This is a genomic window from Pseudomonas putida, from assembly GCF_003228315.1.
Classification (GTDB): domain Bacteria; phylum Pseudomonadota; class Gammaproteobacteria; order Pseudomonadales; family Pseudomonadaceae; genus Aquipseudomonas; species Aquipseudomonas putida_S.
Map to the genome: position 1 here is coordinate 1,949,965 of NZ_CP029693.1, position 17,682 is coordinate 1,967,646.

General features: G+C 60.9%; 16 protein-coding genes. 8 read left to right on the forward strand and 8 right to left on the reverse strand.

All coding sequences use genetic code 11. From position 1 onward, the window contains the following. Positions 1-141 precede the first annotated feature (141 nt). From DKY63_RS08865 to DKY63_RS08875, 3 genes are all read left to right on the forward strand, one after another. On the forward strand, positions 142-1,071 hold the full coding sequence (locus tag DKY63_RS08865; RefSeq protein ID WP_110963768.1) for a LysR family transcriptional regulator: 930 nt from the start codon (positions 142-144) through the stop codon (positions 1,069-1,071). 203 nt (positions 1,072-1,274) lie between these two features. Beyond that, positions 1,275-1,676, forward strand: coding sequence for a MerR family transcriptional regulator (locus DKY63_RS08870; protein WP_110963769.1), 402 nt, complete (start codon positions 1,275-1,277; stop codon positions 1,674-1,676). Between the two features lie 157 nt (positions 1,677-1,833). Further along, a complete protein-coding gene (locus DKY63_RS08875; protein WP_110963770.1) occupies positions 1,834-2,733 on the forward strand; it encodes a hydroxymethylglutaryl-CoA lyase in 900 nt (299 codons plus the stop codon). A 255-nt stretch (positions 2,734-2,988) separates the two neighbouring features. Here the strand turns inward: DKY63_RS08875 and DKY63_RS32650 are convergent, their stop codons facing one another. After that, positions 2,989-3,378 carry a hypothetical protein gene (locus DKY63_RS32650; RefSeq protein ID WP_239499388.1) on the reverse strand — a complete coding sequence of 130 codons (390 nt, stop codon included), beginning with the start codon at positions 3,376-3,378 and terminating at the stop codon, positions 2,989-2,991. A gap of 39 nt (positions 3,379-3,417) precedes the next feature. Then, complete coding sequence (locus tag DKY63_RS08885) at positions 3,418-5,115, reverse strand: AMP-binding protein (protein WP_110963771.1); 1,698 nt, start codon at positions 5,113-5,115, stop codon at positions 3,418-3,420. A gap of 205 nt (positions 5,116-5,320) precedes the next feature. Here DKY63_RS08885 and DKY63_RS08890 point away from each other — a divergent pair, with 205 nt between their 5' ends. The 4 genes from DKY63_RS08890 to DKY63_RS08905 all read left to right on the forward strand — a co-directional run bounded on the left by DKY63_RS08890 (position 5,321) and on the right by DKY63_RS08905 (position 11,011). Further along, positions 5,321-6,484, forward strand: coding sequence for an isovaleryl-CoA dehydrogenase (locus tag DKY63_RS08890; RefSeq protein ID WP_110963772.1), 1,164 nt, complete (start codon positions 5,321-5,323; stop codon positions 6,482-6,484). Between the two features lie 12 nt (positions 6,485-6,496). Continuing rightward, entirely contained in the window at positions 6,497-8,104 is a 1,608-nt protein-coding gene (locus DKY63_RS08895; protein ID WP_110963773.1) for a carboxyl transferase domain-containing protein, read from the forward strand. A gap of 136 nt (positions 8,105-8,240) precedes the next feature. After that, positions 8,241-9,056: a gamma-carboxygeranoyl-CoA hydratase gene (locus tag DKY63_RS08900; protein WP_110963774.1), complete on the forward strand. Its 816-nt coding sequence runs from the start codon at positions 8,241-8,243 to the stop codon at positions 9,054-9,056. Further along, positions 9,056-11,011 carry an acetyl/propionyl/methylcrotonyl-CoA carboxylase subunit alpha gene (locus DKY63_RS08905; RefSeq protein WP_110963775.1) on the forward strand — a complete coding sequence of 652 codons (1,956 nt, stop codon included), beginning with the start codon at positions 9,056-9,058 and terminating at the stop codon, positions 11,009-11,011. Before DKY63_RS08900 ends, DKY63_RS08905 begins: the two co-directional genes overlap by 1 nt. 39 nt (positions 11,012-11,050) lie before the next feature. On the opposite strand, the gene DKY63_RS08910 is transcribed toward DKY63_RS08905, so the two are convergent. Next, a complete protein-coding gene (locus tag DKY63_RS08910) occupies positions 11,051-11,689 on the reverse strand; it encodes a LexA family protein (RefSeq protein ID WP_110963776.1) in 639 nt (212 codons plus the stop codon). A 129-nt stretch (positions 11,690-11,818) separates the two neighbouring features. Between DKY63_RS08910 and DKY63_RS08915 the strand changes: the two genes are divergently transcribed. Then, positions 11,819-12,160, forward strand: coding sequence for a DUF6124 family protein (locus DKY63_RS08915; protein ID WP_110963777.1), 342 nt, complete (start codon positions 11,819-11,821; stop codon positions 12,158-12,160). 500 nt (positions 12,161-12,660) lie between these two features. Here DKY63_RS08915 and DKY63_RS08925 read toward each other — a convergent pair whose 3' ends face one another. From DKY63_RS08925 to DKY63_RS08945, 5 genes are all read right to left on the reverse strand, one after another. Further along, positions 12,661-14,271, reverse strand: coding sequence for a gamma-glutamyltransferase family protein (locus DKY63_RS08925; RefSeq protein WP_110963779.1), 1,611 nt, complete (start codon positions 14,269-14,271; stop codon positions 12,661-12,663). A gap of 31 nt (positions 14,272-14,302) precedes the next feature. After that, entirely contained in the window at positions 14,303-15,082 is a 780-nt protein-coding gene (locus DKY63_RS08930; RefSeq protein ID WP_110963780.1) for an amino acid ABC transporter ATP-binding protein, read from the reverse strand. Between the two features lies 1 nt (position 15,083). Beyond that, complete coding sequence (locus DKY63_RS08935; protein ID WP_110963781.1) at positions 15,084-15,851, reverse strand: amino acid ABC transporter permease; 768 nt, start codon at positions 15,849-15,851, stop codon at positions 15,084-15,086. Between the two features lie 11 nt (positions 15,852-15,862). Continuing rightward, positions 15,863-16,669, reverse strand: a complete 807-nt coding sequence (locus DKY63_RS08940; protein ID WP_110963782.1) for an ABC transporter substrate-binding protein — start codon at positions 16,667-16,669, stop codon at positions 15,863-15,865. Positions 16,670-16,730: 61 nt separating this feature from the next. Beyond that, the gene (locus tag DKY63_RS08945) at positions 16,731-17,399 is read right to left on the reverse strand and encodes a GntR family transcriptional regulator (protein ID WP_110963783.1); all 669 of its coding nucleotides are present in this window, start codon (positions 17,397-17,399) and stop codon (positions 16,731-16,733) included. Positions 17,400-17,682: the final 283 nt, after the last annotated feature.

The following is a 17,682-nucleotide window of genomic DNA, read 5'->3' on the forward strand; positions in this document are numbered from 1 at the left end:
ATGCAATCGATGCTAGAACAGCTACGAAAATTTACCTAGCCTATTCTCGGCGTGTATTAACATTCATCACCGATATATGATCGGCTGATTGCCAAGACCTCCGGGTCCGATCAAAAAGCCCTAATAACAAGAGTGCAGCGCATGAATCTGAGCAAGGTCGACCTCAACCTTTTCATCGTCTTCGACGCGATCTACACCGAAGCCAACCTGACTCGCGCCGGGCAGATCGTCGGCATCACCCAGCCCGCGGTATCCAACGCTCTGGCGCGCCTGCGCGAGACCTTCAACGATCCGCTGTTCGTGCGTACCGCCCAGGGCATGGTGCCCACGCCCATGGCCCAGAACATCATTGGCCCGGTGCGCAACGCGCTGTCGCTGCTGCGGGTATCGGTACAGGAAAGCCGCATCTTCAACCCGCAGCAGGCGGTCAAGACCTACCGCATCAGCATGACCGACCTCACCGAGGCGGTGATCCTGCCACCGCTGTTCCAGCGCCTGCGCCGCCTGGCGCCCACTGTGATCATCGAGAGCTTCCTGTCCAAACGCCGCGAGACCACCAAGGAACTGGCAGCCGGTCGCCTCGATTTCGCCGTGGATGCGCCGCTCAACACCGACCCGCAAGTGCGTCACGTCAAGTTGATGGAAGACCGCTACGTGTGCGCCATGCGCAAGGGCCATCCGCTGGCGGGCAAGGAAAAGCTGACCCTCGATGAATACCTGGGGCTGACCCACATCCATATTTCCAGTCGTCGCAGCGGCCTGGGTTATGTCGACCTCGCGCTGGGCAAGATGGGCATTCAGCGCAAGATCGCCCTGCGCTCCCAGCATTACCTGATGGCCTCCCAGGTGATGCAGCAGACCGACATGGTGATGACCGTGCCGGAGCGTTTCGCCCGCCGTAACGATCTGCACGCCTTCAACCTGCCGGTCAATGATGTACCGCCGGTCGAAACCCACCTTTACTGGCACGAAAGCACCGACCAGGACCCGGCCAACCGCTGGATGCGCGAGCAGATGATCGAGTTGTGCCAGCAGGTGACTGCGCATGAGAAGAAGCTGGAGAAGGTGTAAGGCTCTAGACCGCAGCGCCTTCATCGCGAGCAGGCTCGCTCATACAGGATTTGCTGTGAACACGAAATCTGTGTACTGCATAGATCCCCTGTAGGAGCGAGCCTGCTCGCGATGAGGCCAGCAAGTCCACCGAAAAACCTGCCCCTTGACGTAAACGTCAACCTGCCTTTAGCTTAGCGCCATGACCTTTCGTGAGCGCGTCCATGAGCAGCCAGACCTACAGCATTTCCGACCTCGCCCGCGAGCTCGACATCACCACCCGGGCCATTCGCTTCTATGAAGAGCAAGGCCTGCTCAGCCCCGAGCGCCGGGGCCAGGAACGCATCTATTCGCCCCGTGACAAGGTCAGCCTGAAACTGATCCTGCGGGGCAAGCGCATCGGTTTTTCCCTGGCCGAATGCCGTGAACTGATCGAGCTCTACGACCCGTCCAGCGGTAACACCAAGCAGCTGCACAGCATGCTGGCAAAAATCAGCGAGCGTCGGGCTCAGCTGGAACAGCAGTTGCTCGACATCGAACAGATGAAACTGGAGCTTGATACTGCTGAAGAGCGCTGCGTGCAGGCGCTGGAGCAGACGCTCAAGAGCCAGGAATCTATCCAGTAGCCCACACCGCCCCTTGTAGGAGCGAGCCTGCTCGCGATGGTCGATAACGATGACCTGCGCTGCCTGGATAAACGCGGTGTCTGGAAGTCCATCGCGAGCAGAGCTCGCTCCTACAGGGTTCATCGAACATCCAGACAACCCGCACAGGTCCAACCCCATGTCCCTCCCCACCCAAGTACGCCTTGTCGAAGTCGGCCCACGCGATGGCCTGCAAAACGAAGCCCAACCCATCAGCGTCGCCGACAAGGTGCAACTGGTCGATGCGCTCACGGCTGCGGGCCTTGGCTATATAGAAGTCGGCAGTTTCGTTTCGCCCAAATGGGTGCCACAGATGGCGGGTTCGGCCGACGTCTTCGCACAGATCCAGCGCAAACCCGGCGTGACCTACGGTGCACTCGCACCCAACCTGCGCGGTTTTGAAGACGCCCTCGCCTCCGGGGTCAAGGAAGTCGCGGTGTTCGCCGCAGCGTCCGAGGCGTTTTCCCAGCGCAACATCAATTGCTCGATCAGCGAAAGCCTGGAGCGCTTCGTGCCGATCATGGACGCGGCCAAACAGCACGGCGTAACCGTGCGCGGTTACGTGTCCTGCGTGCTGGGCTGCCCCTATGAAGGTCAGGTCGCCCCCGAGCAGGTTGCCAGGGTTGCACGCGAGCTTTATGCGATGGGCTGCTACGAAGTCTCGTTGGGCGACACCATCGGCACCGGTACCGCTGGCGCCACCCGCCGGATGTTCGAGGTGGTCTCGGCCGATGTACCGCGGGAAAAGCTCGCCGGGCATTTCCACGACACCTACGGCCAGGCCATGGCCAACATCTACGCCAGCCTGCTGGAAGGCATTTCGGTGTTCGACAGCTCCATCGCCGGGCTCGGCGGCTGCCCTTACGCCAAGGGCGCGAGCGGTAATGTGGCCACTGAAGACGTGGTGTACCTGCTCAACGGCCTGGGCATCGAGACCGGTATCGACCTGGACGCCCTGATTCGCGCCGGCCAGCAAATCAGCGCCGTACTGGGTCGCCCGAGTGGTTCCCGTGTCGCCAAGGCCCGTAGCGCACATTGAGTGCAACGACACCGCCGTGTGTTACCGCGACATCGGAAACGTGGGGAAAAGCGAGTAACACGGAAACAAATTGTCAGGGTTTACCTGAGAGAAAAATCCTATAAAATATTAAGTTATTGATTTTAAAGGATTTTTAAAAGTTGGCACGGCTCCTGCTATCTCTATGGCATAACAAGAATAAAAAAATGCGACACACCTAATAAAAACAAGACGTAACGACTCTGACATAACAAAAACAACACGGCAGAGACGCAGCTAACAGATTTTTTTGGAGAAGATGTGCTTTTCAGGGTGCTTTTCGGAGTGACCCGCAACCAGGCAGAGAACAATAAAACTACCTTCAGGTAGCTCCCGAACTGGTTGGATCGCCAAGCGAGAAAGTAGATCAGCGCTCAAAAAAATACGTTTGCTCTTGATCCCGGATGGGGATCGCCAAAAACAGCGGTAAAGGGCAACGGTTGCCAAAAACAACAACAGACCGACCCTCAATAATAAAAAAAGAGCACGCGCAACGACAAAATTAAAGGGGAGCTTCGGCTCCCCTTTGTGCTGTCTGGCGTTTGTATTTTTCACCACCGCCCACTTGTAGGAGCGAGCCTGCTCGCGATAGCGGTGGATCAGTCGACATCCTTGCTGGATGTTCAATCGCCATCGCGAGCAGGCTCGCTCCTACAGGGGAATGAGTCAGGCTTTGTTAATGCACAACTCCTCGACGCTGATCTCCCGCATGCGGAACTTCTGGATCTTGCCGGTCACGGTCATCGGGAACTCATCCACGAACTTGAAGTAACGCGGTGTCTTGAAGTGCGCGATGCGCTCCTTGCACCAGGCTTGCAGCTCCTGCTCGGTGGCGCTGTGGCCGGGGTGGAACTTGATCCAGGCGACGATCTCTTCGCCGTAACGCGAGCATGGAATACCGATCACCTGCACATCAGCCACGGCCGGATGGGTAAAGAAGAACTCTTCCAGCTCCCGCGGATAAATGTTCTCGCCGCCACGGATGATCATGTCCTTGTTGCGCCCGGCGATGCACACATACCCCTCATCGTTCATGCTCGCCAGGTCACCGGTGTGCATCCAGCCCGCCTGGTCGATCGCTTCGGCGGTGCCTTCGGGGTTGTTCCAGTAACCGAGCATCACGCTGTAGCCGCGGGTGCAAAGTTCGCCGATGGTGCCACGGGGCACCGGATTACCCGCCTCGTCGATGATCTTGCTTTCAAGCTGCGGCTGGGTGCGACCCACGGTGGTCACGCGCAATTCCAGATCGTCTGCCGGGCCGGTCTGCAGCGACACCGGGCTGGTTTCCGTCATGCCGTAGGCAATCTGCACTTCACTCATGTGCATTTCATTGATGACCCGGCGCATCACCTCGATCGGGCAGGTCGCGCCGGCCATGATCCCGGTGCGCAGGCTCGACAGGTCGAATTCGGCACGCTGCGGCTGATCGAGCATGGCGATGAACATGGTCGGTACGCCGTACAGCGCCGTGGCTTTTTCCTCGGCGACGGTGTTCAGGGTCAGCAGTGGATCGAAGGCATCGTTGGGGTAAATCATGGTGCTGCCGTGGGTGATGCAACCCAGGTTGCCCATGACCATGCCGAAGCAGTGGTACAGCGGCACCGGAATCACCAGGCGATCGGCGGCGGTCAAGCCCAGGCTTTCGCCGACCATGTAACCGTTGTTGAGAATGTTGTAGTGACTGAGGGTCGCGCCCTTGGGGAAACCGGTGGTGCCGGAGGTGTACTGGATGTTCACCGCCTGATCGAAATGCAGGCTGTCCTGACGCTCACGCAATTGCTCGACCGACACACTGCCGGCCAGATCAGCCAGTTGCGACCATGGCAGGAAACCGCTTGGAGGCTGTGCATCCAGACTGATGACACCCCGCAGGTCGGGCAGGCGCTCGCTCTGCAACTTACCAATGGCGTGCTCGACCAGTTCCGGCGCCAGGCCTTGCAGCATGGCGTGATAGTTGGAGGTCTTGAAGGCGCCGGCGCACACCAGCCACTGGCAGCCGGACTGTTTCAACACGTATTCCAGTTCGGAACTGCGGTAAGCCGGGTTGATGTTGACCAGGATCACGCCGATTTTCGCGGTGGCGATCTGGGTGATACACCATTGCGCGCAATTCGGCGCCCAGATGCCCAGGCGGTCACCGGTCTGCATGCCCAGAGCCAGCATTGCCCTGGCGTGCAGGTCCGCGGCCTCCGCCAGTTGCCGCCAGGTGTAGCGCAACTGTTGATGGCGCACGACCAGCGCCTCCCCGGTCGGGTACTGCGCGACCGTGTTATCGAACGCCTGGCCGATGGTCATCGCCAGCAAGGCTTTGTCCTGGGAACCACGGGTATAGCTGCGCTGCGGATTTGCACTGGGTTGATCCATGACGACCCCTATTGTCTTTATTTATGGGCTGCTCGCGGTGCCACAATGTGGGTCCGCGTTCTATCTTGAACTGCCCCTACTGTCGCTCAAGTTGACGTTAACGTAAAGGGTGATTGACAGCCATTCGTCACAGGCTTACGTTAACGTAAAGGTGAGAGCCGGATCACTGCCCTCCCCACCCTACAAAAAAGCCAAAAGGTGCCCCATGAACTACCCATCCCTGAATTTTGCCCTCGGTGAAACCATCGACATGTTGCGCGATCAGGTTAAGTCCTTCGTCGCCAAAGAGATCGCTCCCCGCGCCGCTCAGATCGACAGCGACAACCTGTTCCCGGCCGACCTGTGGCGCAAATTCGGCGACATGGGCCTGCTGGGCATCACCGTGCCGGAAGAGTACGGCGGCGCCGGCCTGGGTTACCTGGCCCACGTCGTGGCCATGGAAGAAATCAGCCGTGGCTCGGCTTCGGTGGCCCTGTCCTACGGCGCGCACTCCAACCTCTGCGTCAACCAGATCAACCGCAACGGCAACCACGAGCAGAAAACCAAGTACCTGCCGAAGCTGATCAGCGGCGAGCACATCGGCGCCCTGGCCATGAGCGAACCGAACGCCGGCTCCGACGTGGTGTCGATGAAATTGCGCGCCGACAAGCGCGGCGACAAGTACGTTCTGAACGGCAGCAAAACCTGGATCACCAACGGTCCGGACGCCAACACCTATGTGATCTACGCCAAGACCGACCTGGAAAAGGGCCCGCACGGCATCACCGCCTTCATCGTCGAGCGCGACTGGAAAGGCTTCAGCCGCAGCAACAAGTTCGACAAGCTGGGCATGCGCGGTTCGAACACCTGCGAGCTGTTCTTCGATGACGTCGAAGTACCGGAAGAAAACATCCTCGGCACGCTCAACGGCGGCGTGAAGGTGCTGATGAGCGGCCTGGACTATGAGCGTGTGGTGCTCTCCGGCGGCCCAACCGGGATCATGCAGGCCTGCATGGACCTGATCGTGCCGTACATCCACGACCGCAAACAGTTCGGCCAAAGCATCGGCGAATTCCAACTGATCCAGGGCAAGGTCGCCGACATGTATACCCAGCTCAACGCCAGCCGCGCCTACCTGTATGCCGTCGCGGCGGCCTGCGAGCGCGGCGAAACCACCCGCAAGGACGCCGCCGGTGTGATCCTCTACAGCGCCGAGCGCGCCACGCAAATGGCCCTTGATGCGATCCAGATTCTCGGCGGCAACGGCTACATCAACGAATTCCCGGCCGGTCGTCTGCTGCGTGACGCCAAGCTGTACGAAATCGGTGCCGGTACCAGTGAGATCCGTCGCATGCTGATCGGTCGCGAACTGTTCAACGAAACCCGCTAAACGGAGCTGCCCATGGCTACCCTGCATACCCAGCTCAACCCCCGTTCAGCGGAGTTCGCCGTCAACAGCGCGGCGATGCTCAAACAGGTCGACGCCCTGCACACCCTGCTCGCCCAGGTGCAGCAGGGTGGCGGACCAAAAGCACAGGAACGCCACACCTCGCGGGGCAAGTTGCTGCCCCGCGAGCGCATCAATCGCCTGCTCGATCCGGGTTCGCCGTTTCTGGAGATGAGCCAGCTGGCGGCCTACGAGGTGTACGGCGAAGACGTCCCCGCCGCCGGTGTCATTGCCGGGATCGGCCGCGTGGAAGGCATCGAATGCATGATCGTTGCCAACGATGCCACGGTAAAAGGTGGTTCGTACTACCCGCTGACCGTGAAAAAACACCTGCGCGCCCAGACCATCGCCCAGCAGAACCGCTTGCCGTGCATCTATCTGGTGGACTCCGGTGGCGCCAACCTGCCGCGTCAGGATGAAGTGTTTCCGGACCGCGAGCACTTTGGCCGGATCTTCTTCAACCAGGCCAACATGAGCGCCATGGGCATCCCGCAGATCGCCGTGGTCATGGGTTCCTGCACCGCCGGCGGCGCTTATGTGCCAGCGATGGCCGATGAAACCATCATGGTCCGCGAGCAAGCGACGATTTTCCTCGCCGGCCCGCCGCTGGTGAAAGCCGCGACCGGTGAAGTGGTCAGCGCCGAAGATCTGGGTGGCGCCGATGTGCACTGCAAGATTTCCGGGGTCGCCGACCACTATGCCGAGAGCGATGAACACGCCCTCGCCCTGGCCCGTCGCAGCGTCGCCAACCTCAATTGGCAGAAACTCGGCCAGGTACAGCAACGCACGCCCATCGCCCCGCTCTACAGCAGCGACGAGCTGTACGGCGTGGTGCCGGCCGATGCCAAGCAACCGTTCGACGTGCGCGAAGTGATCGCGCGACTGGTGGATGGTTCGGTGTTCGACGAGTTCAAGGCCTTGTTCGGCACCACCCTGGTGTGTGGCTTTGCGTACCTGCACGGCTACCCGATCGCGATCCTCGCCAACAACGGCATCCTCTTCGCCGAAGCTGCGCAGAAAGGCGCGCATTTCATCGAACTGGCCTGCCAGCGCGGCATCCCGTTGCTGTTCCTGCAAAACATCACCGGCTTCATGGTCGGTCAGAAGTACGAGGCCGGCGGCATCGCCAAGCACGGCGCGAAACTGGTGACCGCCGTGGCCTGCGCCAAGGTGCCTAAATTCACCGTGATCATCGGCGGCAGCTTCGGTGCCGGTAACTACGGGATGTGCGGCCGGGCCTACGATCCGCGCTTCCTGTGGATGTGGCCGAATGCGCGCATCGGCGTGATGGGGGCCGAACAGGCCGCCGGCGTGCTGGTACAGGTCAAGCGCGAGCAGGCCGAACGCAGCGGCCAGGGTTTCAGCGCCGAGCAGGAAGCCCAGATCAAGCAACCGATCCTCGACCAGTACGAAGAGCAGGGCCACCCCTACTATTCCAGCGCTCGCTTGTGGGACGACGGCGTCATTGACCCGGCGCAAACCCGCGATGTCCTGGGGCTGGCCTTGTCGGCGTCGCTGAACGCGCCAATCGAACCGAGCCGCTTCGGCGTGTTCCGGATGTGACCCGACCCTGTAGGAGCGAGCCTGCTCGCGATGGTCGTCAACGAAAACGCGGGGCATCTGGTAGCCAGCGTTGTTTGAGCGTCAATCGCGAGCAGGCTCGCTCCTACAGAAGAACAGAGTTGTGGAGACGGACAATATGAGCGACTTCAACACCCTCGAACTGCTGACCGACCCAAGGGGCTTTGCCACCTTGTGGCTCAGCCGCGAAGAAAAGAACAACGCGTTCAACGCCGAAATGATCCGTGAACTGATCCTGGCCCTGGACCAGGTCGCCAGCGATCCAAACCTGCGCTTTTTGCTGGTGCGCGGTCGCGGCAAGCATTTCAGTGCAGGCGCTGACCTGGCCTGGATGCAGCAATCGGCCGAACTCGATTACCAGACCAACCTCGACGACGCCCGGGAACTGGCCGAGTTGATGTACAACCTGGCCAAACTGAAGATCCCGACCCTGGCCGTGGTGCAAGGTGCGGCCTTCGGCGGCGCGGTGGGCCTGATCAGTTGCTGCGACATGGCCATCGGTGCCGATGACGCGCAATTGTGCCTGTCGGAAGTGCGCATCGGCCTGGCGCCGGCGGTGATCAGCCCGTTCGTGGTGCAAGCCATGGGCGAGCGCGCCACCCGCCGCTATGCCTTGACCGCCGAACGTTTCAGCGGGCAACGGGCCCGTGAACTGGGCCTGCTGTCGGAGAGCTATCCGCTGGCCGACCTGGAGCAGAAGGTCGAGCAATGGATCGACAATCTGCTGCTCAACAGCCCGGCGGCCATGCGCGTCAGCAAGGACTTGCTGCGTGAAGTCGGCGACGGCTCGTTGCTTCCAGCCCTGCGCCGTTACACCGAAAACGCCATCGCCCGGATCCGCGTCAGCCCCGAAGGTCAGGAAGGTCTGCGTGCCTTCCTGCAAAAACGTCCGCCAAGCTGGCAAGCCAACACCACCACCAAGGAGTCGCGTTGATGAGCGCCCCCGTCCTCACTACCCTGCTGGTGGCCAACCGCGGCGAAATCGCTTGCCGCGTGATGCGTACCGCCAAGTCCCTGGGCATGACCACCGTGGCCGTGCACAGTGCCACCGACCGTGATGCCCGCCACAGTCGCGAAGCCGACATCCGCGTTGACCTCGGCGGCAGCAAGGCGGCCGACAGCTATTTGCAGATCGATAAACTGATTGCCGCCGCCAAGGCCAGCGGCGCCCAGGCGATCCACCCCGGTTATGGCTTCCTTTCGGAAAACGCCGGCTTCGCCCGCGCAATCGAAGCCGCCGGTTTGATCTTCCTCGGCCCGCCTGCCTCGGCCATCGACGCCATGGGCAGCAAATCCGCGGCCAAGGCCCTGATGGAAACCGCTGGCGTGCCGCTGGTGCCCGGTTACCACGGCGAGGCTCAGGACCTCGACACCTTCCGAGACGCCTGTGAACGCATCGGTTACCCGGTGCTGCTCAAGGCCACCGCCGGTGGCGGCGGCAAAGGCATGAAAGTGGTCGAAGACGTCAGCCAGCTCGCCGAAGCCCTGGCCTCGGCCCAGCGTGAAGCCCTGTCGTCGTTCGGCGATTCGCGGATGCTGGTGGAGAAGTACCTGCTCAAGCCCCGCCACGTGGAAATCCAGGTGTTCGCCGACCAGCACGGCAACTGCCTGTATCTCAATGAACGCGACTGCTCGATTCAGCGCCGGCACCAGAAAGTCGTCGAAGAAGCACCCGCCCCCGGCCTGAGCCCGGAGCTGCGCCGGGCCATGGGCGAAGCCGCCGTGCGTTCGGCACAGGCCATCGGCTATGTCGGTGCCGGCACCGTGGAGTTCCTGCTGGACGCCCGAGGCGAGTTCTTCTTCATGGAGATGAACACCCGCCTGCAGGTCGAACACCCGGTCACCGAAGCCATCACCGGCCTCGACCTAGTGGCCTGGCAGATCCGCGTGGCCCGCGGCGAAGCGCTGCCGATGACCCAGGATCAGGTGCCGCTGGTTGGCCATGCCATCGAAGTACGGCTGTATGCCGAAGATCCGGGCAATGATTTCCTGCCGGCCACCGGTCGCCTGGAGTTGTATCGCGAATCCGCGCCGGGCGCCGGTCGCCGGGTGGACAGCGGTGTCGAGGAAGGCGACGAGATTTCACCGTTCTACGACCCGATGCTCGGCAAGCTGATTGCCTGGGGCGAGGATCGTGAACAGGCACGTCTGCGCCTGCTGAGCATGCTCGACGAATTTGCCATTGGCGGTCTGAAGACCAACATCAACTTCCTGCGCCGCATCATTGCGCACCCGGCGTTCGCCGCCGCCGAACTGGACACCGGTTTCATCCCGCGCTTCCAGGATCAGTTGCTGCCGGCTCCTGCCGCACTCAGCGACGAATTCTGGCAAGCCGCCGCCCAGGCTTTTGCCCAGAGCCAGCACAAGACGCCACGCCGCGATGACCAGAGCTCGCCGTGGGCGATCGGCAATGGTTTCCGCGCCGGCCTGCCCGCGCAAATCACCCTGCACTTGAGCTGTGAAGGCCAGGACCGCGCCTTGACCCTGGGCGCGCCTGCTGCCCACATCGGGCAACTCAAGGGCGAGCAGTTGCTGACCGAGCACGACGGCGTGCGCCGCCAGCACCGGGTGATTCGTCGCGGTGATTTCGTGTACCTGCAATGGGACGGTGAACTGCGCCGCATCGAGTCCTACGACCCGATCAGCGCCGTTGAAGCCAGTCACAGCCATCACGGCGGGCTGACCGCACCGATGAACGGCAGCATCGTGCGGGTGCTGGTTGAGGCCGGGCAATCGGTCGAAGCCGGGGCGCAACTGGTGGTGCTGGAAGCGATGAAGATGGAACACAGCATCCGCGCGCCCCAGGCCGGGGTGATCAAGGCGCTGTATTGCCAGGAAGGCGAGATGGTCAGCGAAGGCAGTGCGCTGGTCGAGTTTGAAGAGGCCTGAAAAGAAGATCGGTCCTACGCGCTGCGTGGACCGATCTGATCAGAATTTCGCAGTTGCCTGAACCACCACGCCGATGATTCGGCATTCCTCGGTGAACAGGGCTTTCGGATACGTCGGATTGAGCGGGAACAGGTAACGCTGCCCGCCCTCTTCGATCAACTTGCGAAACACTGCCTCGCTGCTATTCGGCCATTGGGCGATCACCAGTTTTCCAGGTTCGGCTTCAATATCCGGATCCACCAGGATCAACATGCCCTCGGCAATGCTGGGGCCGCTGGGTGCGGTCATGGCATCACCTGTGACCGTCAGCCAGAAGGCTGCGCCCCGGGCGTGATAGTCAGACAGCTCGTAACGGTACACCCCTCGCTCGCCATCACGCACTTCCCCGGTTTCCCGCCAGTCGCTGACCGGGTAGCGAAAGTACGGGTTGTACTTTTGCGTCAGGGAAATCCCGTCATCCGGCGCGCTCGAAGGTTCGCGAATCACCAGGGCCACTTCGAGAAAGTCCATGCCCAGGGCCTTCAACACCCGGTTCATGTCCTCCAGACCCGGCTCGCGGCGTTTATTGAGCCAGTGGCCGACGCCACCCTGGGACATCCCGAGGCGGTCAGCGAGTACTTCCTGAGTGATTTTGAGTTCACTCATCTTGGCCTTGACCAATTCAATCCATTTATCCATGCGCGGCACCATACGGGGTCGGCCCATGCCAACAAAACACAAAATGTAGTATTTCAAACATGGTCACAAATACATATCGTACTAATATGAGTTCACGGATCTGAATCTATCACGGAGCTTGCCATCACCATGACCCATCCCGCCGACCATTTACCTGACATCCAGATTGACACTTCCCTGACCTCTCCCCAGGGCTGCGCCGCCGCCCAGCGCGCGCTGGACTACTACCTCAAACCGGCCGTTGCAGAAGAAGCAGGCGAAGTACGTTTCTTTGATGTGAACCGCAATGTCAGCGGCGAAGAGGCGCTGGTGCATGCCACGGACCTGATGCGCTGCGCTGCCGCCACGGCCTGTGAAACCGCCAGGCAATTGCAGGGCACAAATCGGGACCTGGCCTGTTCGGTTGTGCACATGATCGACATGGCCAGAGCCATGGTGGATCGGGCACTTGAGAGGTATCAGAACGTTTGAGACGAAAGGGAGGAAAACAGAGGACTGGAAAGAATTTTCCAATCGCGCAGATAAAAACGTTTGACTTGCAAACGAGAATGATTATTACTGCAACAACTGGTCGCGAGATCAGTGATGGACCAAGGGACCTTAGGTCGGACTCTTGGACTATCTCCTCATCAGGCTAATCACGGTTTTTGACCCGGCTTTTTGCCGGGTCTTTTTTTGCCAGTTTTCTGGCTTATAGCTTCAGGCTAATGAAGTCTTTGGGTGCCGCAAATTCGATGGCGCGGATCATATCAAAAGATTTTTTGTTGGCAAGACAGGCCTCGAAACGCGGAGGCAAAGTAATGGTAGATAGCACTTGAGAATCAATCGCATACACTCTAAGCTGCGTCGGCGTCAGGGAGGACGCCCCCCCCTTTTGCCTGCTTGCGATGAACCCCTGATTAACGCCACGGGGCACCAGGCACCCAGCGTTATCGTTAGCGACCATCGCGAGCAGGCTCGCTCCTACATGTTCAATACACCGCAATATGCGAATCCGTCCGCGGCTCCGTCCCGCCACACAGCACGCCGGTTTCAGGATCACGCAGGATGATCTGCCCACGCCCGTAACTGGTGAGATCACACACAACCTCCACCCCGTGCCCACGACGCGCGAGCGCCGCGGCCATGTCGCGTGAGGCGTCCTGTTCGATACCGACCTTCAACCCACCCAGCCATTGCCAGCGCGGCGCATCCAGGGCCGCTTGCGGGTTGAGCCCGAAATCCACCAGGTTCATCACCATCTGCACGTGCCCCTGCGGTTGCATGTAGCCGCCCATCACGCCAAAAGGCCCCATCGCTACACCGTCCTTGCTGAGGAACCCCGGAATGATGGTGTGAAAGGTCTTCTTGCCCGGCGCCAGGCAATTGGAATGCCCGGGATCAAGGCTGAATTCCTCACCCCGGTTTTGCAAAGCGATACCGCTGTCAGGCAAGACCACCCCGGAACCGAAACCGTGATAGTTGCTCTGGATGAAGGACACCATGTTGCCTTCGGCGTCGGCGGTGGCCAGGTAGACAGTGCCACTGGCGTGGGGATCGCCCGGCTGCGGCGCCACCGCTTGCTCACCGATCTGCGCCCGGCGATGGTCGGCGTAGTGGTCACTGAGCAAGTCTTCGACGGCAACGCGCATATGCTGCGGATCGGTGATGTAGTGCAAGCCATCGCTGTACGCGAGCTTCATGGCCTCAAGCTGACGGTGCCAGGTCTGCTGGCTGTCACGATGATCGAAGTCGAAACCTTCAAGGATCTTCAACGCCATCAGCGCCACCAGCCCCTGGCCGCTCGGAGGAATCTCCCAGACATCGACGCCACGGTAGTTGACCTTGATCGGCTCGACCCATTGCGCGCGGTAATCCTGCAAATCGCTGGCGCGCAGATAACCACCAGTGGCGCGCGAGTGCGCATCCAGGCGCTGCGCCAGATCGCCACGGTACAAACTTTCACAGGCGGTGGCTGCCAGTTCACTCAGGGTTCGCGCCTGGGCCGGGTTGCGGAACAGATCACCGGCGCGGGGCGCGCGGCCCTCGATCAGGAAGGTGTCGAACCAGCTCTCAAGCACCTCGTCGCGATCGGGCGTGAAATCCTCCAGCGCGGTTTGCCATTGCAAGGCAACCACCGGCGACACGGGAAAACCATCCCGCGCCAGACTGATCGCCGGTTGCAGCAAGTCGGCAAACGGCAGCCGACCGAAACGCCTGGACAACTCCGCCCACGCCGACGGGCAACCCGGAACGGTCACCGGCGTCCAGCCATGCAACGGCATCTTTTCATGGCCAGCGGCTTTCACCGCCTCGATGCTCAAAGCCTGCGGTGCGGCACCGTTGGCGCTCAAACCGTGCAGTTTGTTTTGCGTCCAGACCAGCGCGAAGGCGTCGCCGCCAATACCGCAACCGGTGGGCTCAACCACGGTCAGCGCTGCGGCCGTGGCGATGGCCGCGTCGATGGCATTGCCGCCGCGACGCATGATTTCGATCCCGGCCTCGGCCGCCAACGGCTGTGAGGCAGCGACCATGCCGCGCCTGGCGAAGACACTTTGACGTTGTGAGGCGTAGGGGTACTCATGGGCAGAAAATTTGAACATGGCAGGCTCACACAAAAGTTTTTTGACGGGTTCATAACACGCGGCTGAGAAACGCCCGGGTACGGGCATGGCTGGGCTGGCTGAAGATCTGCTCCGGCGGGCCCTGCTCGATCAGTTCGCCCTGATCGAGCACCACCACCCGGTCGGCCACTTCCCGGGCAAAGCCCATTTCGTGGGTGACCACGACCATGGTCATGCCCTCCTCGGCCAGCTCCTTCATGACTTGCAGCACTTCGCCCACCGTCTCCGGATCCAGGGCGCTGGTGGGTTCATCGAACAACATCGCCTGGGGTTTCATGGCCAATGCCCGGGCGATCGCCACCCGTTGTTGCTGGCCACCGGACAACATCGACGGGTAGTGATCAGCCTTCTCCGCCAGCCCGACCCGCTTGAGCAAGGCCCGCGCCTGTTCCACCGCCGCCGCACGCGCCACACCCAGCACATGGATCGGCGCCTCGATGATGTTTTCCAGCGCGGTCATGTGCGGGAACAGATTGAAGCGCTGGAAGACCATGCCGATGTCCCGACGCTGACGAGCAATGTTGCGCTCCGAATCCCGCGCCAGGCTGCCGTCGGCGCGGGTGCGATAGCCCATCGGCTGACCGGCGACGCGGATCTGCCCGGACTGAATCTCCTCCAGCAGGTTGATGCAGCGGATGAAGGTGGTCTTGCCGGAGCCGGATGCACCGATCAGCACCACCACTTCACCGCGTCGTACTTGCAGGGAAATGCCCTTGAGAATCTGCAGGTCGCCGAACGACTTGTGAATGTCCAGCGCTTCGATGACCAGTTCTTCGCTCATGTGCGCCATCTCAACGCCCCCTCAACAGTTTCATGGTGTTGCGCCCGAACATCCGATTGGCTGCCGGGGCCGGACGATCCGACTGGCCGAAGCGCGATTCGAGCCAGCGCTGGAAGAAGCCCCAGAGTGTGGTCAGGGCGAGGAAGTAGATGGCGACCACCAGGTACAACTCGAACACCCGGAAGGTCGCCGAGGTGACCATTTGCGTACTGAGCAGCAGTTCCTGGACCCCGATGACGCTGACCAGCGTGGTGTTTTTCAGCATCACGTTGAACTCGTTGCCCAGCGGCGGCACGATCACCCGGAAGGCCTGGGGCAAAACGATTCGCCGCATCAACTTGGCAAAGGTCATGCCCAGGGAACGTCCGGCTTCGTACTGGCCCTTGTCCACCGCACCGATGCCGGCACGGATGATCTCGGCCATGTACGCGCCTTCATTGAGCCCCAGGGCGATGATTGCTGCCTGGATATTGCCGGGCACAACGATCCAGCCAAGGTCCAGGTCTTCGAAGCGGAAAATCCCGCCCGCCGCCAACGCCGTGTACAAAAACACGATCTGCACCAGCAGCGGCGTGCCACGCATCAGCCAGACATAAAAGCGCACCGGGTATTGCAGCAACGGGTTACTCGACAGCTTCATCAGGGCCGCGATCAACCCCAACACGCAACCAAGCAGCATCGCCGACACGCTGATCAGGCACGTCAGCCACAGCCCCGTCAGGTACACATCGCTGGGCTGCAACAGGTATTGCCAGAACACATCCCAATTGAAATTCATTCGCTTGGTCCTCAGTCCAGTTTGTCGCTGTCGACATGCCATTTACTGAGGAGCGCGGTGTAACTGCCATCGGCGCGCATGCCCTGCAGGACTTCGGTCAGCGCCACCGTCAGCTGTGGATCGCTCTTGCGCACGCCGAAACCGGTGAGGATGCGATTGAACGCCGGCACCGCCGACTGGAACAGGTCCGGGGCCAGATTCTGATAGTGGCCCGCGGATTCGACCGTGGTGCCGAAGGCGTCCACCTGATTGATGCGCAAGGCCTGGAAGGCATCGGCGTCGACGTTGTACACCACCAGTTTCATCGGCGCCTTGCCGGCCGCTTCGAGTTTTTCGTTTTCCTTGCCCAGCAGCACCCGGATGGTCGAACCGTTACTGACCGCCACCTTGAGCCCGGACAGATCCTCCAGGGTGTTCACCGCTTTCGGATTGCCCTTGGGCACTACGATGGACTGGCTGGAGTACATGAAGTTGACGATATCGATCACCTCACGGCGTTCGGGTTTGTCGAACAACTGGTCGACGATCATGTCGCACTGTTGCGCCAGCAGCGCCGGGATCAATCCGGCGAAGGGCGAGATGCGCCATTCGACCTTCTTGTCCCCCAGGCGCTTGGCAATCGCCTCCCCCATGTCGACCTGCAGCCCGACCGGTTTCTGCTTGGTGTCAAACGACACCAGCGGTGGCGAATCCATGCCCGAGCAATAAACGATTTTCTCGCTCTTGCTCAGCCGCTCGGGTAACTCGGGGGCGGCCAGCGCCCATTGCGAACACAGACTCAGGGTGAACACGGCAACTAACGCGCAAGGCTTGTGCATGGTGCATGACTCCAGTTGGCTGGTTGTTCTTCTATTGATGGGCTTTGTATTGATGAGCTCTTTATTGGTGAGCTTCGAGAAACTGAATGAGCCGCGGGATGGTGCCCTCGATGTGCTCGCACACCACCGCCGCCGCTTTTTCCGGGTCGCCGCTGCGTAACGCTTCGACAATCGAAGCGTGTTCATCCCGGGCACTGCGGGGTTTGTCGGCGTGTTGCAGCCACAGGCGCATGTGCGGCTCGATCACCGAATACAGCGCCGAAATCTGCCGCATCAGGCGCGGGCGTTCGCTCAGGCTGCACAGGTATTCATGAAAGGCGCGGTGCCGGCTGACCCACTCGGCGCCGTCTTCGCGGTAGTCGTCCATCTCGTCGAGCAGGCGCTCCAGATGACTGAAATGGCGCTCGGTCATCTTCGTCACGGCGACGCGGATGGCCAGTCCTTCCAGGGCGCTGCGCATCTCGAACACTTCACGCATTTCATCGACATTCAGGCCACGGACGATGGCGCCGCGATTGGGCCGCAGCGTCACCAGGCCATCGGCATCCAGACGCCGGAACGCCTCGCGCACCGGCATGCGGCTCATGCCGATTTCTCCGGCGATGTCCTCGGCGATCAATCGCTCACCGGTGCGGTAACGGCCCTTGCAAATGGCTTCCAGCAAAAAGTTGTAGGCCTCTTCCTCGGCGGTCACCGGTTGGCGCTCGGTATAGGCAGGAGCGAATTTCATCAGATGCACATTTTGTATTTTTGTATCCAATTATCCATAAAGCCAAACCAGCACTTTGCATGCCAGATTTCAATCACGGCGCGCAGGTATTTGATTGGATTGACTTAATCGAGAATCGGGCCGCTTTGCCCAGGCAACATGCGTCAGGCAGTCGCGGGTTGAAATGCCCCATGCTGTCACCCGTCCGCCACAAAAGGGTGCGAGGGGTAACACCGCCAGTGGCTATGCTGTGACATGAACTTTGCGGCAAGAGTCGGGTGGCGGGGCCAGTTCGCCTCAGGCA

Coding starts and splice junctions, on each gene's coding strand:
- DKY63_RS08865 (WP_110963768.1), top strand. CDS start 142: ATGAATCTGAGCAAGGTCGACCTCAACCTTTTCATCGTCTTCGACGCG.
- DKY63_RS08870 (WP_110963769.1), top strand. CDS start 1,275: ATGAGCAGCCAGACCTACAGCATTTCCGACCTCGCCCGCGAGCTCGAC.
- DKY63_RS08875 (WP_110963770.1), top strand. CDS start 1,834: ATGTCCCTCCCCACCCAAGTACGCCTTGTCGAAGTCGGCCCACGCGAT.
- DKY63_RS08885 (WP_110963771.1), bottom strand. CDS start 5,115: ATGGATCAACCCAGTGCAAATCCGCAGCGCAGCTATACCCGTGGTTCC.
- DKY63_RS08890 (WP_110963772.1), top strand. CDS start 5,321: ATGAACTACCCATCCCTGAATTTTGCCCTCGGTGAAACCATCGACATG.
- DKY63_RS08895 (WP_110963773.1), top strand. CDS start 6,497: ATGGCTACCCTGCATACCCAGCTCAACCCCCGTTCAGCGGAGTTCGCC.
- DKY63_RS08900 (WP_110963774.1), top strand. CDS start 8,241: ATGAGCGACTTCAACACCCTCGAACTGCTGACCGACCCAAGGGGCTTT.
- DKY63_RS08905 (WP_110963775.1), top strand. CDS start 9,056: ATGAGCGCCCCCGTCCTCACTACCCTGCTGGTGGCCAACCGCGGCGAA.
- DKY63_RS08910 (WP_110963776.1), bottom strand. CDS start 11,689: ATGGATAAATGGATTGAATTGGTCAAGGCCAAGATGAGTGAACTCAAA.
- DKY63_RS08915 (WP_110963777.1), top strand. CDS start 11,819: ATGACCCATCCCGCCGACCATTTACCTGACATCCAGATTGACACTTCC.
- DKY63_RS08925 (WP_110963779.1), bottom strand. CDS start 14,271: ATGTTCAAATTTTCTGCCCATGAGTACCCCTACGCCTCACAACGTCAA.
- DKY63_RS08930 (WP_110963780.1), bottom strand. CDS start 15,082: ATGGCGCACATGAGCGAAGAACTGGTCATCGAAGCGCTGGACATTCAC.
- DKY63_RS08935 (WP_110963781.1), bottom strand. CDS start 15,851: ATGAATTTCAATTGGGATGTGTTCTGGCAATACCTGTTGCAGCCCAGC.
- DKY63_RS08940 (WP_110963782.1), bottom strand. CDS start 16,669: ATGCACAAGCCTTGCGCGTTAGTTGCCGTGTTCACCCTGAGTCTGTGT.
- DKY63_RS08945 (WP_110963783.1), bottom strand. CDS start 17,399: ATGAAATTCGCTCCTGCCTATACCGAGCGCCAACCGGTGACCGCCGAG.